This is a genomic window from Streptomyces sp. PTL18 (assembly GCF_059510295.1).
Window position 1 is genome coordinate 95,290 of record NZ_JCAJZO010000023.1, and the last position, 17,212, is coordinate 112,501.

A 17,212-nucleotide genomic window follows, 5' to 3' on the forward strand; every position below is an offset into this window, starting at 1 on the left:
GCGTGATCGGATCGGCCAGGCGGCCGCTCGGCTCGAGGCGGACGCCGACCGTACCGCGGGGCTGCCGGGCGATCTCCCAACAGCGGCAACGCGTGCGGGCAGGACGAGTACTCCGCGAGTCAGTCCGAGATGGCAAGCTCTCATCTTGTACTGTGCAACGGCCTGTTTGTCGCGGAGGGGGCGCTGTGGCGATCGAGCTGCCTGGTGAGGTGGTGTCGTTCCTCAACTTCATCGGCATCAACTGGCCGGTGGTGAACGAGGACAAGGTACGCGAGTTCGCCTCCCATGTGCGAGAGTTCGCGCGCAACGTGGACGACACGCATCAGGACTGCACCGGGACGATCAAGAAGCTCGGGGAGTCCTATGAGGGTGCCTCATATGAGGCGCTACTGGCCAAGTGGGCTCAGCTGTCGAACAGTCACATGACTGAGCTGGTACAGGCTTCCCATGCAGTGGCCACCGCGCTGGACGTGGCGGCGGATGTGATTGTGGCGATGAAGACCGAGGCGATCGCGGAACTGGTAGTGATGGCCGCGGCGTTCGTGGCCGACCAGGCAGCCGCGGTGGCGACCCTCGGTGCGGCGGAGGCAGCGGTGGTGCTGATCGAGGAGGCAGCGAAGAAGCTGGTGAACTTCCTCGAGCAGCAGCTGGAGCAGTACGTCATTGCTGAGGTGATCGAGGCAGCGGTTACCCCCCTGACAGAGGTGGTGGGGCGGGCGGTGTCGGGACTGGTGTTCCAGACGGTGGAGTCAGCCCTCGGGGTCTCCGATGGTGGTGCGGCGGGGACCGGGTTCCGGATCCAGCCGGCGGAGCTCGAGGCGCATGCTGAGATCATGCATGGCCACGCTGAGACGGTGGCCAGGCACGCGCAAGCGTTCCAGACAAAGATCGCGGCGGTGAGCTTCGAGTGACCAACCGAATAGTCAAAGCCCTCGAGGATGGCGCCGAGAAGGTCGGCAGGACCCTCGGTGAGGACGCGAGCAAAGCGGTCAAGGACCTCTACCATTCGACCGGCCACAACCTGAAGAAGGTGGCTCGCAACACCCGGGAGACGGACGCCAAGCACGCCGAGCAGCTCGCGAAGATCCTGCGAGGAGGCAAGGAGGATCTGCCCCGTGAGCCCCATGCGGGTGGGGCCGGCCGTGAACGCGACGGCAGGACCGGTGGTGGTGGTCGTCCCGGGGGCTCGGAGGCTGCCCCGAAGCATCTGAGGGAAGGCTCCGGGGAGCCACGCGACACCGCTAAGCCTGTCGCCTCCCGGCAAACGCGCAGTGATCCCGTTGACATCGCTTCGGGCGAGATGGTGCTGACACAGCAGGATGTCGCTCTCGACGGCGCCTTTCCGTTGCTGCTCACCCGCACCCACGTCTCTTCGTACCGGGTGGGCCGCTGGTTCGGCCCTTCGTGGGCCTCCACTCTCGACCAGCGGATCGAACTCGATGCGGAGGGCGCCCTGTTCGCCGCTGAAGACGGCATGGTGCTGCACTACCCGGTGCCCCGTCCCGGTGACCCGGTGCTTCCGCTTGAGGGGCCTCGCCATCCGCTGCGGCAAGACACTACAGCCGGCACAACCTTCGTGATCAGTGACCCGCAAACGGGGGTGACCAGGTACTTCGCTGCTCCTGACGGTGCGCAACCCGATGCCTCCGGTGTGTTGAGCCTGCCTCTGGTCGCGCTCAGTGACCGCAATGGCCACCGCATCGACATCCTGTACGCCGCCTCCGGGGAACCCGTTGAGGTGCGCCACTCCGGCGGTTATCGCATCGCGGTGGAGACCAGCGGTCTGCGCGTCACTGGCCTCCGACTACTCGCCGTCGGCACTGGCTACCGCACAAAGGTCACGTCCACCGAGCCTGGCGCCGAGGGTCTACCCCTGGTGCGCTTCAGTTATGACAGCAGCGGAAACCTCGCGGAGGTGATCAATTCTTCCGGCCTGCCGATGAGTTTCACCTACGACAAGCATGCGCGGATCACGACCTGGACCGATCGGAATCAGCGCCGGTACCGCTATCTGTACGACCGCTCGGGCCGGTGCGTACAGACACGCGGCGAGGACGGCTTCCTTGATGCTGTTTTCTCCTACAACACGGAGCAGCGGACCACCACCGTCACGGACTCGCTGGGCCACAGGACCGTCTACCGCTTCAATGAGCTCGGCCAGACCGTCGCCGAGACGGACGCCCTGGGCCACACCGTCCGACGGACCTGGGACCGGTACGACCGCCCGCTCAGCCGTACCGACGCGCTGGGCCGCACGGTGTCTTTCGAGTACGACTCCGACGGCAATCTCGCCGCGGTCACTCGGCCGGACAGGAGCCGGACCACCCTCCTCCACAACGACCTCCACCTGCCGGTACAGCACACCGGCCCGGACGGAGCCACGTGGTCGTACGCCTACGACGAGCGCGGCAATCCCACGGAGGTCACCGAACCCTCCGGCGCAGTCACCCACTACCGCTACGACGAGCACGGAGGTCTCACCGAGATCATCGAACCCACCGGAGGCACCACTCTCGTCCGCTGCGATGCCGCCGGGCTGCCGCTGCAGGTCACCAATCCTCTCGGCGGGACGGAAACCATCGTCCGCGACGTCTTCGGGCGCCCCGCGGTCATCACCGATTCCGCCGGAGGCACCACCCTCACCACCTGGACGGTGGAGGGCCTGCTGCTGTCTCGTACAGGGACGGACGGGGCGGTCGAGAGCTGGGAATGGGACGGCGAAGGGAACCTGCTGCGCCACACGAATCCAGTCGGCGCGGTGACTACCCACACCTACACCCATTTCGACCTCCCGGCCTCCCGGGTGGAACCGGACGGCAGCCGGTACACCTTCGGGTACGACACCGAGCTGAGGCTCCTGCAGGTGACCAATCCCCAGGGGCTCACGTGGCACTACAGCTACGACGTCGTCGGCAACCCACTCTCGGAGACCGACTTCGACGACCGCACTCTGCGGTACGACCACGATGCAGCGGGACAGTTGACCTCCCGGACCACCGCCCTCGGCCATCGCATCACCTACAGCCGCGACGTTCTGGGCCGGGTCGTGTCCAAAGACGTCGACGGCGTGGTCACCTCCTACACCTTCGACGCGGTCGGCCGGTTGACTTCGGCACGCGGTCCCGGCAGCACGGTGGAGCGTCGCTACACCTCGGATGGGACGGTCCTGGAGACAGTCGACGGCCGCACCCTGACAGTGCGGTACGACAGTGAGGGACGACGCATCAGCAGGAGCACCCCCACTGGGGTGGAGAGCCACTGGGCCTACGACAAGGTCGGCAATCCACTGGGCCTCGGCTTCGCGGGCGAGGACCTGTCCTTCACGCGCGACGCGGCCGGGAGGGAAATCTCCCGCCGCTGGCGTGCCGAATGGAGCCTGCGCCAGACCTGGGATCCCGCCCACCGGCTGACCTCCCAGCTGATCGAGGTGCAGACACCGGATGGCACGGACACAGCCGGTGCACCCGCTCCCCGTCTCGTCCAGCGCCGCGCGTACTCCTACCGCCCCGACGGCGGGCTCATCGGCATCGACGATGCGCTCTCCGGCCCTCGGACTCTCACACTCGACCTCGCCGGCCGTGTCACCGCAGTAACCGCCAAGGGCTGGCGCGAGTCGTACGCCTACGACGTCGCCGGGATCCTCACCGACGCCCGTTGGCCGGGTTCACCTGCCACCGCCGATGCCCTGGGCCCGCGTTCCTACCACGGAACCGAACTAACCCAGGCTGGCTCGGTGTCCTACGCCTATGACGCCGCCGGGCGGGTCGTGGCGCGGTGCAAGACCCCGGGGTCCGGAGTTCCCCGCACCTGGCACTACACGTGGGACGCCGAAGACCGCCTGACTGCCGTTGCCACTCCCGACGGGCAACAGTGGCAGTACACCTACGATCCGTTCGGCCGCCGCACCGCCAAGCTGCGCATGGCCGAGGACGGCACCACCGTCCTGGAACGCACCGACTTCACCTGGGACGGCCCCACCCTCTGCGAGCAGACCACGCGCGCACCCCACCTGCTCGGGCCTTACACCATCAGCTGGGAGCACGACGGGCACCGCCCACTCGCCCAGGCAGAGACCATCACCTCCGGTGCCGACATCTCGCAACAGGAGGCTGACCGTCGCTTCTTCGCAATCGTCACGGATGTGGTGGGAAGACCTACGGAGTTGGTCGACCGCTCCGGCGCAGTCGCATGGAGGGCGACTACCTCCCTCTGGGGCTCCACCACCTGGCCCGCTGGCAGTACCAGCTACACCCCGCTGCGCTTCCCCGGACAGTACTTCGACCCCGAGTCCCGCCTCCACTACAACGTCCACCGCTACTACGATCCGGAAACCGCCCGCTACACCTCCCCGGATCCCCTCGGACTGGCCGCGTCCCCCAACCCGTCGGATTACGTCGTCAATCCGAACACCTGGTTGGACCCGCTCGGCCTCACCCCCGAATCCTGCGAAACCGTCCGCGTCTACCGCAAGGAGAAATGGGATTTCCGGGGAAAGCCGGGAAACAGCTACCGCGTCGAGGTCGACGGGCACGGGAACGTCACCGTCAACCGGGCACCCAACAGGCGAAACCCGGAGGGCACCAGCCTGTACGTCAACATGAGCGGCGACCGGAGACATACCGACCACTACCAGACCGACGCTGGCGGCCGCATACAATCCTTCCTGGTGCCCAGGGGCTACCTGGAACGCGTACGCGCCAGTGCCCTCCCGCAGAGCCAGCGCGAGTTCGAGGCGCGGGGCGGAGTACTGCCGGAGGGCACCACCTGGAAAGAGTACAAGAAGAACTTCCCCGAAATTTCCGATCCCACGATGGGTCCCGACCTCTACGGAATACCGGGCAGTCACCTGTCCGACCTGGAGCGTAATATCATTCCGGGCAGTGGCATATCGGAGGAATACCGTCCGGAGGGATGGCAGGCCCAGAAGGACGGAAAACCGATCTCCTGGGATGAACAGCAGCAGGAGTGGACCCACGAGCGGGAGCAGGAACACAACCAGGCAGCCGCAGGAGATAGCGCACGGCGAAGAAAGCGCTGACCGGGATATGACTCACGAAGGGCAGAGGAATGGATGAAGACGAGTTTTTGGACGACGAGGACGAAGCACTGCTCGACGAGCGCGACAGGATCGACGCCCGTCCCGAGGCAGAGTCCGCCCCACCGGCGCTCAGCCGCTTTCAGGTGGAGGTCGACGGCTCGGTGCAGGAGTATGCACAGCGCCTGCGGGCCGTCCTCGGCGCTGCCCTGGACCATGTCCTCGCCGAGGCCGCGATCGATGTCCAGACGGAACCCCGGGAGGTGCCCGGGTGGTTCGCCGCGGTCTGCACCGGGCGGGGCGGGGAACAGGACATCCCCGACTTCGCCCGACGGGGCAGCGAGCGGTACGTCGCAGCCGGCCACGGCGCAGGCTGGGACCTGCAGGGCTGGCTGGACCGGTTCGACCCCGACCTGGGGATCGAGCGGTGGTCCTGGTGGGACCTCACCCAGGCCGGCGACCACACCCTCTCCCTCTGGGTGGACGCCGCGGGCGAGGACTTCTTCTCCTGCGACGAACTGCGTTGGGCCGCCTACAGCTCCGGCGCCCGGTCCGTGACCGGTCCTGCCTTGCTCCGCAAGGAGGCATGGTCGGCCGAGCCCTCGCTCTGACCACCGACCGCACCTCTGGCCCTGCGGTATCCGACGATCACGGAGTCTCCGATGACCACGCCTCCCCTGCGGCAGATTCGTGCTGCCCATGACGACCACAGCCTGACCGTCTACCAGGCGTACCCCGCTGCCATCGCCGATGCAGCCCTGACTGGAGGCACGTTCCTGCCCCCGTTCAAGCGCGAGCGTATGACGTGGATCAAGCCGTCCTTCCGCTGGATGATGTACCGGTCCGGCTGGGGCACCAAGCCTGGACAGGAGCGTGTGCTGGCCGTCCGCATCAGCCGCGCGGGCTTCGAGTGGGCCCTGGGCCACGCCTGCCTCAGCCACTACGACCGCAACCACCATGCCTCCGCCGGGGAGTGGAAAGCAGCGCTGGCAGCCAGTCCGGTGCGCATCCAGTGGGACCCCGAGCGTTCCACCACTCTTGCCCCACTGCCCTACCGGGCCATCCAGATCGGTCTGTCCCGCCAAGCGGTCCACCACTACATCGACGACTGGATCCTCGGTATCACGGAAGTCACCGCCCTCGCCCACGAGACCCACGCTCTGGTACGCGCCGGGCATCCCGACCTGGCTGACGCCAAGATCCCCCCGGAAATCCCCTACCCCCTGCCGGACAACCTGGCACGGCTGATCGGTGTCACCGCCACCACACAAGGATCGGCTCGAGAAACGGAGAAGCTCCCGCAATCGGGTGACTCCTTCGACGCAGGCGCACGGCCCGCCCGCCCGGCAGGACCAGGCACACCAGCGCCGTGATCAGTGCCCCGTGCCCACTAGCCAGTGCAGCAACAGGCAACGTTCGCATGTGATGCCGCCCCGCAGCCGAGACCCCACGATGCGCTACTGCCTCGACATGGAGCGTGGCTACGTGATCCTCATGTCCTTCGACGGACAAGCTCGTGGAATACCTACGGGCCCGCGACCGGTACGGTTTCGCGCAGCCGGACAGCTGGTGGTCGATGGTCTTCGAGCAGGACGGCTGAGCTCGCGGCGAGCGCACGGAGCGCGGCCGGGGCGCGCGGACGAGGGGCAAACAAACGAGCACGTGCGACCGCCCACACCGGCACCGCGGTAAAGGGATCGGGCCCTCCTTCACACCAACGGGACCGCCCAAAGCGAGATGCGTGTCTCCGCGCCGACGACGAACTGCCGCCACGGCGGCCAGTGCTCGAAGTTGCCCGTCTCGGGCAGCCCTACGAAGTGCCACAGGCCGAGATCTGGACCGGACCCTCGCCGACCTCGTCGAGTTCCTGTACCGCTTCGCGCCAGGCACCAACCACCTCGAACACGCCGCACCGCAGGACCGCGGCCCTACAGAGACCGCCCGCCGCGTACTCGACTACAGCAGCACTCCGGTGGTGCCCATGACCGTCCTGGTCGAGCAGTACCGGCGCGAGATCAGCACGGGCCTCGCCCGCCACGTTCTCCCGGTACGGCACTTCGTCCTCCACGCCGACCAGGACACCCTCCGCGGGCGCATCGAGGCGGACACTCCGGTGCCGTCCCCGTTCCGCCTCGGACACCTCGAGCCTTACGCCGAGGCGGCCCGCACGTGGCTGCACGGCGAGGCCGAGGTCATCGACACCACGCACCTCAGGCCTGCCCGGGCCGCCCTGCGGATCGCCGAGGCCGTGAGGAGTCGATCAACGCCGCGCGGATCCCGGGCAGCTCGCTGAACAGTCCGTATACCGAACATGACCAACCGGCCAACGAACGATTTCCGGCCAATTTATTGACGCGATCCTGACAATCTCATCGCCCTCTGCCACGCTTCCCACGACGCCCGCACAGCAACCCCACAGTTCCGACCGCCGTGCCGGCCGAGACATCCTTCACGCACTGCGCACCCGCACCTGGTTCCGCGTTCCCCTGTTCTGCCCGGACGGCCCACCCTCCGTCCGGTCTCCCCTGGCCTCGTGATCCGCGGCCACGCAGAAGGAGTCAGTGTTGAGAAGCAGTTCCTCTCGCAGACGCACCTCCCACACCCCCGCCCGCCGCGCCGCCGCCGTCGCGCTCGTCGGCGTCTCCGCGCTGCTCGCCGCCGCCGTGCAGTCGGGCGCCGCGAGCGCCGCCCCGGCCGGACCCGCCGCCGGAAGGTTCAACCCCGCCCACGCGGCCCTGAAGCTCTCCCCGTCGCAGCGGGCCGAGCTGATCCGCGACGCCGACGCGGCGAAGGCGCACACCGCCCGGGAGATCGGCCTCGGCGCCCAGGAGAAGCTGGTCGTCAAGGACGTCGTCAAGGACGGCGACGGCACGCTCCACACCCGTTACGAGCGCACCTACGCCGGTCTTCCCGTCCTGGGCGGCGACCTGGTCGTCGACACCGGCAGGTCGGGGGCGCCCGAGAAGGTCGCCAAGGCCACCCGGGCCGCCATCAAGGTCGCCTCGCTCACCCCCGCGATCGCTCCCGCGAAGGCGGAGAAGCAGGCGCTGTCCGCGGCCCGGGCGGCGGGCTCGAACAAGACCGCCGCGGACCAGGCACCCCGCAAGGTGATCTGGGCGGCGAGCGGCAGGCCGGTACTGGCGTACGAGACGGTCATCGGCGGCTTCCAGGACGACGGCACCCCCAACGAACTGCACGTCATCACCGACGCCGCCACCGGCAAGGAGCTCTACCGCTACCAGGGTGTCGAGACCGGCATCGGCAACACCCAGTACAGCGGCCAGGTCACGCTGACCACCACGCAGTCGGGGTCGACGTACACGCTGAACGACGGCTCGCGCGGCGGCCACAAGACGTACAACCTCAACCGCGGCACGTCCGGCACCGGCACGCTGTTCTCGCAGTCGAGCGACACCTGGGGCAACGGCAGCACCTCCAACGCCGCGACCGCGGGCGCCGACGCGCACTACGGCGCGGCCGTCACCTGGGACTTCTACAAGAACACCTTCGGCCGAAGCGGCATCAGGAACGACGGCAAGGCGGCCTACTCCCGCGTCCACTACGGCAACTCGTACGTGAACGCCTTCTGGGACGACAGCTGCTTCTGCATGACCTACGGCGACGGCTCGGGCAACGCCGACCCGCTGACCTCGCTGGACGTCGCCGGGCACGAGATGAGCCACGGCGTCACCTCCAACACCGCGGGCCTCGACTACAGCGGCGAGTCCGGCGGCCTGAACGAGGCCACCAGCGACATCATGGGCACCGGCGTGGAGTTCTACGCCAACAACGCCTCCGACCCCGGTGACTACCTCATCGGCGAGAAGATCGACATCAACGGCGACGGCACCCCGCTGCGCTACATGGACAAGCCCAGCAAGGACGGCGGCTCCGCCGACAGCTGGTACTCGGGCGTGGGCAACCTCGACGTCCACTACTCGTCGGGCGTGGCCAACCACTTCTTCTACCTGCTGTCCGAGGGCAGCGGCGCGAAGGTCATCAACGGCGTCAGCTACAACTCGCCCACCGCGGACGGACTTCCGGTCACCGGCATCGGCCGGGACAAGGCGCTGCAGATCTGGTACCGGGCGCTCACCACGAAGTTCACCTCGACCACCAACTACGCCGGCGCCCGCACCGGCACGCTCGCCGCGGCGGGTGAGCTGTACGGCACCTCCAGCGCCGAGTACAAGGCGGTGCAGGACGCGTGGGCGGCGGTCGCGGTCGGCTCGCGCTCCGGCGGTGGCGGCGGTGGCGGCGGCTCCACCTACGAGAACACGACCCCGGTGTCCATTCCGGACAACGGGCCCGCGGTCACCTCGTCGATCACCGTCTCCGGCAGGACCGGAAACGCGCCAGGCAACCTCCAGGTGACCGTCGACATCACCCACACCTGGCGCGGCGACCTCGTGATCGATCTGATCGGCCCCTCGGGCACCTCGTACCGCCTGAAGAACTTCAGCTCCTCCGACTCGGCGGACGACGTCAAGGCGACCTACACGGTCAACGCCTCCTCCGAAACGGCCAACGGGACCTGGAAGTTGAGGGTCCAGGACCAGGCGACGTACGACGTCGGCACGCTCAACAGCTGGAAGCTGACCTTCCCGTAGACCGCGCCCCCGAGCAGCGCGGATCGGGCGCCGCCACCGAGGGGGCGACCTCGGGGCGGCGCCCGTTCACCTTCCCGCAATGTTCACCTGCGAGTCGACTTTCGGCCAACATCACTTCGAAGTCCTGACATGTACGCGACCACATGTCACGCTTCCACCGCTGCCGCACATGCACCGCAACTTCACCACCGATCCGGCCGGTGACCCCACTCCGGCCGGACTCCCCCACAGAAGGAGCTTGTGTGACTCCCCGCTACGCGCGTCACCAGCGCCCCACGCTGGCCATCGCCACCGCCGTCGCCGCCGGAGCCCTGCTGACCACGGGCCTGAGCGCGAACGCCTCGGCCCAGGCCCGGGCTGCTTCCGCCGGCACGGCGCCCCTCGCCGCCGCCCCGACGTATCTGTCCACCGCGGCCCGCACCTCGCTCATCGCGAAGGCCGAGGAGAACATCGCCGAGACGGCCCGGCAGATAGGCCTCGGCGCCAAGGAGAAGCTGGTCGTCAAGGACGTCGTCAAGGACCTCGACGGCACGGTCCACACGCGCTACGAGCGCACCTACGCCGGCCTTCCGGTCCTCGGCGGGGACCTCGTCGTCCACACCTCGAAGTCCGGCAGGACCGAGGGCGTGACCAGAGCGACCGGCACCGCCGTCAAGGTGGCCTCGCTCAAGCCGCGGATCACCGCCGCCAAGGCGGAGAAGCTGGCGGTGTCCGCCGCCCGGACGCTCGGCTCCGCCAAGAGCACCGCGGACGGCGCCCGCAAGGTCATCTGGGCCGGCTCGGGCAAGCCCGTCCTCGCCTACGAGACGATCGTCGGCGGCCTCCAGGACGACGGCACCCCGAACCAGCTCCACGTCATCACCGACGCCGCGACCGGCAAGAAGCTCTTCCAGTACCAGGGCATCGAGAACGCGACCGGCACCGGCAAGAGCCTGTACTCCGGCACCGTCGGCCTGACCACCAACCGGTCGGGGTCGAGGTACCAGCTGTACGACACCACGCGCGGCGGGCACAAGACCTACAACCTGGCCCACAAGACGTCCGGCACCGGCACACTGTTCACCGACGCCGACAACGTCTGGGGCACCGGCACGGCCTCCAGCTCCTCCACCGACCAGACGGCCGCCGTGGACGCCGCCTACGGCGCCCAGGTCACCTGGGACTTCTACAAGAACACGTTCGGCCGCAGCGGCATCGCCGACGACGGCAAGGCGGCCTACTCCCGCGTCCACTACGGCAACTCGTACGTGAACGCCTTCTGGGACGACAGCTGCTTCTGCATGACCTACGGCGACGGCTCCGGGAACACCCACCCGCTGACCTCCCTCGACGTGGCGGGTCACGAGATGAGCCACGGCGTCACCTCCAACACCGCGGGCCTCGACTACAGCGGCGAGTCCGGCGGCCTGAACGAGGCCACCAGCGACATCATGGGCACCGGCGTGGAGTTCTACGCCAACAACGCCTCCGACCCCGGTGACTACCTCATCGGCGAGAAGATCGACATCAACGGCGACGGCACCCCGCTGCGCTACATGGACAAGCCCAGCAAGGACGGCGGCTCCGCCGACTACTGGTCCTCGTCCGTCGGCAACCTCGACGTCCACTACTCGTCGGGCGTGGCCAACCACTTCTTCTACCTGCTGTCCGAGGGCAGCGGCGCGAAGACGGTCAACGGCGTCAGCTACAACTCGCCGACGTACAACGGCTCCGCGGTCACCGGCATCGGCCGCGCCAAGGCGCTGCAGATCTGGTACAAGGCGCTGACGACGTACTTCACGTCCACGACCGACTACAAGTCCGCCCGCGCGGGCACGCTCTCGGCCGCGGCGGCGCTCTACGGCTCCGGCAGCACCGAGTACAAGGCGGTCGCGGCGGCCTGGTCCGCGGTCAACGTGAACTAGTACTCACGCACGACACGGCGGCCCCCGGCGGGAAGGTCTCGCCGGGGACCGCCCTAGGCTGGGGCCCATGTCCTTCACCTACGAGGATGTCGGCGCCACCCGTGAGCCCGGCCACTGCCCCGAGGGCTTCCGCCCGCTGAACGTCCGTGCCCGCATCGGCGAGGGCGAAGGGGTGTTCCACCGTGCCGTCGAGGCACTCCTGACCTGGGAGCTGCACCGGGCGATGGGCGTCGGCGTCTCGGCCACCGAGGACAGGGCGGCCCCCGGAGTGGAGGTCACCCTCACCCTCGCTGGCATGATCAAGGCCCCGTGCCGCGTGGTCTGGGCGCTGGAGGAACCCCGCCGCGCCGGGTGGGCGTACGGCACGCTGCCGGGCCACCCGGAGAGCGGCGAGGAGTCCTTCGTGGTGGACCGCACGGGCGACGGCACGGTCTGGCTGACGATCACGGGCTTCAGCCGCCCGGCCAAGTGGTACACCTGGGCGGGCGGCCCGGCCGCACGGGGGTTCCAGCACGCGTACGCACGACGGTGCGGGGCGGTGCTGCGACGGCTGTGCTCGGAGGAGGCGTGACCGCGGCGATGGGGTGAGCCCTCACCTCATCAGCACCCCGGCCCCCTCCCCCGTCCCCTCCGACGGCACCGCCACCAGCCCCAGCTCCGCGCTCGACGCGAGCAGCCGGTGCGACGGCAGGATCCGGACCGTGTAGCCGAACGGGCCCGTGCGGTCCAGGGACAGGGGCCCCTCGTACAGCCAGCGTCCCTCCGTGTCCGGACCGCCCGCCGATTTCAGGGGGACCGCCGACGCGTCCTCCAGGCGGTCCTCCATGTCCACGCGGCCCGCCACCGCCTGCACCTCCACGTCGTCGGGGCCGAGGTCGGCGAGGCCGACCCGGACGCGGAGCGCGAGCGTGGTGCCCAGTTCCGCCGTCTGAGTGGTCGCCGACGTCTCGACGTGGTCGACCGTGACGGAGGGCCAGGCGGAGCGCACCCGTGCCTTCCAGCCCGCCAGCTCCCGCGCCGCCTGCGGTGACATCGCGCGGTGCGCGTGGGCCGCCGGGGTGTACAGGCGCTCGACGTATTCGCGGACCATCCGTCCGGCCAGTACCTTCGGCCCCAGGTTCATGAGGGTCTGGCGGACCATCGCGATCCAGCGGTCCGGCAGTCCGCCCCGGCCCCGCTCGTAGAAGCGCGGAGCCACCCGCTGCTCCAGCAGCTCGTACAGCGCCGCGGCCTCGAGGTCGTCGCGCCGGTCCTCGTCCGTTCCGGCGCCGTCGGCGGTGGGGATCGCCCAGCCGAAGTCCGGCTGGAACCACTCGTCCCACCAGCCGTCGAGGACCGACAGGTTGAGGCAGCCGTTGAGCGCGGCCTTCATCCCGCTGGTCCCGCACGCCTCCAGCGGGCGCAGTGGGTTGTTCAGCCACACGTCACAGCCGGGATAGAGCTTCTGCGCCATCGCCATGCCGTAGTCGGGGAGGAACACGATGCGGTGGCGTACGCGCGGGTCGTCCGCGAACCGCACCAGCTCCTGGATCAGGCGCTTCCCGCCGTCGTCGGCCGGGTGCGCCTTGCCCGCCACCACGATCTGGACGGGACGCTCGGGGTGCAGCAACAGCTCCATCAGGCGGTCCGGGTCGCGCAGCATCAGCGTCAGGCGCTTGTAGGAGGGCACGCGGCGTGCGAAGCCGATCGTCAGGACGTCGGGGTCCAGGACGCCGTCGATCCAGCCCAGCTCCGCCGTTCCGGCGCCGCGCTGCCGCCAGGACGCGTACAGCCGTTCGCGGACCTCCAGGACCAGTTGCTCGCGCAGCACCCGGCGCAGGTCCCAGATGTCCTGGTCGGGGATCTCCGCGATCGCGTCCCAGCGCTCGCGCCCGCCCACCGTCATGGCGTCCTCGGTGCGCTCGGCGCCGATCTGCCGCGCGCCGAGCCGGAACACCTCCGGCGCCACCCAGGTCGGCGCGTGCACCCCGTTCGTCACGGACGTGATCGGCACCTCGTCGGCGTCGAAGCCCGGCCACAGGCCCGAGAACATCTCCCGGCTGACGTTGCCGTGGAGGAGGGAGACCCCGTTGGCCCGCTGGCCGAGGCGCAGGCCCATCACGGCCATGTTGAAGAGGTTCGGTTCGCCGCCCCGGTAGGTCTCCATGCCGAGCCGCAGGATGCGTTCCACGTCGATGGCCGGGAGTTCGGCGCCCGGGCCGAAGTGGCGGGCCACCAACTCCCGGTCGAAGCGGTCGATGCCGGCCGGGACGGGCGTGTGGGTGGTGAAGACGGTCCCCGCCCGCACCGCCTCCAGGGCCGGGTCGAAGTCGAGGCCCGTCTCGCACAGTTCCGCGATCCGCTCCAGGCCGAGGAAGCCGGCGTGCCCCTCGTTGGTGTGGAACACCTCCGGCTCGGGGTGCCCGGTCAGCCGGCAGTACGTGCGCACCGCGCGCACCCCGCCGATGCCGAGCAGCATCTCCTGGAGCAGCCGGTGCTCGCTGCCGCCGCCGTACAGCCGGTCGGTGACGCCCCGCTCGCCGTGGTCGTTCTCCTCCACGTCGGAGTCGAGCATCAGCAGCGGCACCCGGCCCACCTGGGCCAGCCAGACGCGGGCCTTCAGACGGCGGCCGCCGGGCAGAGCGAGACAGACCTGGGCGGGCGTGCCGTCGGGTTCGCTCAGCGTGGTGAGCGGCAGTTCGTGGGGGTCGAGCACCGGGTAGTGCTCCTGCTGCCAGCCGTCCCGGGAGAGCGTCTGTCGGAAGTAGCCGTGCCGGTACAGCAGGCCCACGCCGATCAGCGGGGCGCCGAGGTCGCTGGCCGCCTTCAGATGGTCCCCGGCGAGGATGCCGAGGCCGCCGGAGTACTGGGGCAGCGCCGCCGTGATGCCGAACTCGGGCGAGAAGTAGGCGATGGCGGCGGGAAGGTCGGAGGACTGGTCCTGGGACTGGTACCAGCGGTCGCCGGTGACGTAGTCGTGCAGATCGTCGGCGGCCGCGGTGAGGCGGCGCAGGAAGCGGCGGTCCTCGGCGAGCTCGGCGAGCCGGGCGGGCGGCACGCTCCCCAGCAGCCGCACCGGGTCGCCGCCCGAGGCGGCCCACCGCTCGGGGTCGACGGACTGGAAGAGTTCACGGGTCTCCGCATGCCACGACCAGCGCAGATTGCGCGCCAGGTCGCTCAGCGGCTGGAGGGCTTCGGGGAGGACGGGACGTACGGTGAACCTGCGGATGGCCTTCACGAATTCCACCTTCACGGAGGACGTACGTAGCGTCTCCGACGGTACGCTGCGCGCCGCTGTGAGGGCGACGGCGTCTGTGTGGTTACCGCCGAGTTCGTAGGCACCCGGGAGTGCAGCGGCCGTCGCCGGGGGTTCCGCCCCCGGACCCCCGATCGGCCTGAACGGCCTCGTTCTCACATGCCGGACGGGCTGGTTTCGCCTGGACCGGTCAGCGGCCTGAACGCCGTCCCGCCCGGTCCGGGCCGTCCAAAAAACAACACAACTTTTACACGTCCCTCATCCCCGATATGGCCGATTCCCCACGCATAGGCCACCTTGTGGCGGTTCGCACCCGCACGAGAGGCTTCAGATGGCGTACCGGTGGTGAACTGCGCTCCGGCCGCGCCGAGTTGGGAGGGGAGCTCGAGTCATGGCACGGATGAGAAGCGCGCGCCTGCGCTGGGCGGGCGGTCTGACCGCCGTCGCCACGGTCGCGGCGCTCACGGCCGTCGCACAGCCCGCGCAGGCCGCCCCGGAGGGAACCGTCCTCGGCGCCGGCGCCCCCGGAGCCGTCGGCGGGAGCTACATCGTGACGCTCAGGGGGGGAACTCAGGCCCTGTCGGCCGCAGGCAAGGGCATCGCCGGGAAGTACGGGGCGAAAATCAGCCAGACCTATGGCAGCGTACTCAACGGCTACGCGGTGACCGCCGACGCACGGCAGGCCGGGCGCCTCGCGGCGGACTCCCGCGTGGCCTCGGTCGTCCAGGACACCCGGGTCACGCTCGACCACTACCAGAAGAACCCGCCCTCATGGGCCCTGGACCGGATCGACCAGCCGAACCTGCCGCTCGACCAGGGCTACACCTGGCCCGAACCGGGGGGAGCGGGCGTGACGGCGTACGTCATCGACACCGGCATCCGCATCTCGCACAAGGACTTCGGCGGCCGGGCGAGCTACGGCTGGGACTTCGTGGACAACGACGCGACCGCCCAGGACGGCAACGGGCACGGCACGCACGTGGCGGGCACCGTCGCGGGCACCACCTACGGGGTGGCCAAGCAGGCCCGGGTGGTCGCGGTGCGTGTCCTCGACGACAACGGCTCCGGTACCACCGCGCAGGTCATCGCGGGCATCGACTGGGTGACCAAGCATGCCAGAAGGCCCGCGGTGGCCAATCTGAGTCTGGGCGGCTACGCGAACGCCCAGCTGGACGCGGCCGTGCGCAAGTCCATCGCCTCCGGTGTCACCTACGCGGTCGCCGCCGGCAACGACGGGCTCGCGGCCGGCCTGTACTCGCCGGCCCGCGTCGATCAGGCCATCACGGTCGGCGCCAGCGACCGGAGGGACGCCCGGGCGAGCTTCTCCAACTGGGGTCCGAGTCTGGACCTGTTCGCCCCCGGCGTGGCGATCACCTCGGACTCCGACGCGAGCGACACCGCCACCGCCACCCTCTCCGGCACGTCGATGGCGACACCGCACGTCACAGGCGCCGCCGCCCTCTATCTGGCCCGCCACCCCAAGGCCACCCCGGCGCAGGTGAGCCAGGCCCTCGTACGGCGGGCCGTCTCGGGGAAGATCGAGGGAGCGGGCATCGGGTCGCCCGACAAGCTGCTCCAGGTCGCCCATCCTTGACCCCGGGTTAACCGGACACGCGTACTCTGACCGGCCTCGCCCCTTGTCACGGGCGGGGCCGGTCCACTTCGCTGTCCTCAATGCGGCCGGTCTTGAACGTAGACATACGCGTGAGTAGTTAACAAAGTGCCGGAATGCCCACCCGTACTGCGGGAAGGCTCCTCCGGTAACACTGCCGGCCCACCTTCCGACACCCCATCCGCCCGGACATGTTGACGCGGACAGGAGCGGTCATGCCCCCGACGCACCACCCGCCGGCACCGCCGGCACCTGGCACCATCCCGCCACGGCGCCCCGACGCCGGTCCCCCCGCCCAGCGGACACCCGCCCCGGACGCGCGGCCGAGCCCGGTGCAGGACACCGGTCCCGTCCTCGGACGCATCCCCGTCCTCGACGTACGCCCCCTCGTCCTCGGCGGCCGGCGCCCTGCCAAGGCCGTGGTGGGCGAGGAGTTCGAGATCTCCGCGACGGTGTTCCGCGAGGGCCACGACGCCGTCGCCGCGAACGTCGTCCTCACCGACGCCGGGGGCCGCCCAGGGCCCTGGACGCCGATGCGTGAACTGGCCCCCGGCACGGACCGCTGGGGCGCCACCGTCTCCCTGCCGAGCGAGGGCCGCTGGACCTACGCCGTGGAGGCGTGGGGCGATCCGGTCACCACGTGGCGCCACCATGCGCGGATCAAGGTCCCGGCCGGTATGGACACCGAACTCGTCCTGGAGGAGGGCGCACGGCTGTACGAGCGCGCGGCCGACGGCATCCCGGAAGGTGGGGACGGACGAGAGGTGCTGCTCGCTGCGGCCGAGGCCCTGCGCGACACCGGCCGCCCGGCCGCCT

The 17,212-nt window shown here is 69.6% G+C and carries 11 protein-coding genes; 10 read left to right on the plus strand and 1 reads right to left on the minus strand.

Annotated features, from left to right (window positions below; all coding sequences use genetic code 11):
* The first annotated feature begins 185 nt into the window (after positions 1–185).
* The 8 genes from AC5WS8_RS31365 to AC5WS8_RS31400 all read left to right on the plus strand — a co-directional run bounded on the left by AC5WS8_RS31365 (position 186) and on the right by AC5WS8_RS31400 (position 12,120).
* Positions 186–911 (plus strand): WXG100 family type VII secretion target, encoded by a 726-nt coding sequence (locus AC5WS8_RS31365; protein WP_496106878.1) that lies wholly within the window; start codon positions 186–188, stop codon positions 909–911.
* The gene (locus tag AC5WS8_RS31370) at positions 908–5,038 is read left to right on the plus strand and encodes a DUF6531 domain-containing protein (RefSeq protein WP_496106879.1); all 4,131 of its coding nucleotides are present in this window, start codon (positions 908–910) and stop codon (positions 5,036–5,038) included. Before AC5WS8_RS31365 ends, AC5WS8_RS31370 begins: the two co-directional genes overlap by 4 nt.
* Positions 5,039–5,067: 29 nt before the next feature.
* On the plus strand, positions 5,068–5,646 hold the full coding sequence (locus tag AC5WS8_RS31375; RefSeq protein ID WP_496106880.1) for a hypothetical protein: 579 nt from the start codon (positions 5,068–5,070) through the stop codon (positions 5,644–5,646).
* 51 nt (positions 5,647–5,697) lie between these two features.
* Positions 5,698–6,408 carry a DUF4291 domain-containing protein gene (locus AC5WS8_RS31380; RefSeq protein ID WP_496106881.1) on the plus strand — a complete coding sequence of 237 codons (711 nt, stop codon included), beginning with the start codon at positions 5,698–5,700 and terminating at the stop codon, positions 6,406–6,408.
* 461 nt (positions 6,409–6,869) lie between these two features.
* The gene (locus AC5WS8_RS31385) at positions 6,870–7,328 is read left to right on the plus strand and encodes an ATP-binding protein (protein ID WP_496106896.1); all 459 of its coding nucleotides are present in this window, start codon (positions 6,870–6,872) and stop codon (positions 7,326–7,328) included.
* Between the two features lie 271 nt (positions 7,329–7,599).
* The gene (locus AC5WS8_RS31390) at positions 7,600–9,645 is read left to right on the plus strand and encodes a M4 family metallopeptidase (RefSeq protein ID WP_496106882.1); all 2,046 of its coding nucleotides are present in this window, start codon (positions 7,600–7,602) and stop codon (positions 9,643–9,645) included.
* Between the two features lie 242 nt (positions 9,646–9,887).
* The gene (locus AC5WS8_RS31395; RefSeq protein ID WP_496106883.1) at positions 9,888–11,549 is read left to right on the plus strand and encodes a M4 family metallopeptidase; all 1,662 of its coding nucleotides are present in this window, start codon (positions 9,888–9,890) and stop codon (positions 11,547–11,549) included.
* Between the two features lie 67 nt (positions 11,550–11,616).
* Positions 11,617–12,120 (plus strand): DUF1990 domain-containing protein, encoded by a 504-nt coding sequence (locus AC5WS8_RS31400; RefSeq protein ID WP_496106884.1) that lies wholly within the window; start codon positions 11,617–11,619, stop codon positions 12,118–12,120.
* Positions 12,121–12,141: 21 nt separating this feature from the next.
* On the opposite strand, the gene AC5WS8_RS31405 is transcribed toward AC5WS8_RS31400, so the two are convergent.
* Positions 12,142–14,766 carry a glycosyltransferase family 1 protein gene (locus AC5WS8_RS31405; protein ID WP_496106885.1) on the minus strand — a complete coding sequence of 875 codons (2,625 nt, stop codon included), beginning with the start codon at positions 14,764–14,766 and terminating at the stop codon, positions 12,142–12,144.
* 409 nt (positions 14,767–15,175) lie between these two features.
* On the opposite strand from AC5WS8_RS31405, the gene AC5WS8_RS31410 reads away from it, so the two are divergent.
* Entirely contained in the window at positions 15,176–16,378 is a 1,203-nt protein-coding gene (locus AC5WS8_RS31410; protein WP_496106886.1) for a S8 family peptidase, read from the plus strand.
* A gap of 233 nt (positions 16,379–16,611) precedes the next feature.
* Positions 16,612–17,212, plus strand: a 601-nt coding sequence (locus tag AC5WS8_RS31415) for a maltotransferase domain-containing protein (protein ID WP_496106887.1), incomplete at its 3' end; no start/stop codon positions are given.

Coding starts and splice junctions, on each gene's coding strand:
- AC5WS8_RS31375 (WP_496106880.1), top strand. CDS start 5,068: ATGGATGAAGACGAGTTTTTGGACGACGAGGACGAAGCACTGCTCGAC.
- AC5WS8_RS31380 (WP_496106881.1), top strand. CDS start 5,698: ATGACCACGCCTCCCCTGCGGCAGATTCGTGCTGCCCATGACGACCAC.
- AC5WS8_RS31400 (WP_496106884.1), top strand. CDS start 11,617: ATGTCCTTCACCTACGAGGATGTCGGCGCCACCCGTGAGCCCGGCCAC.
- AC5WS8_RS31410 (WP_496106886.1), top strand. CDS start 15,176: ATGGCACGGATGAGAAGCGCGCGCCTGCGCTGGGCGGGCGGTCTGACC.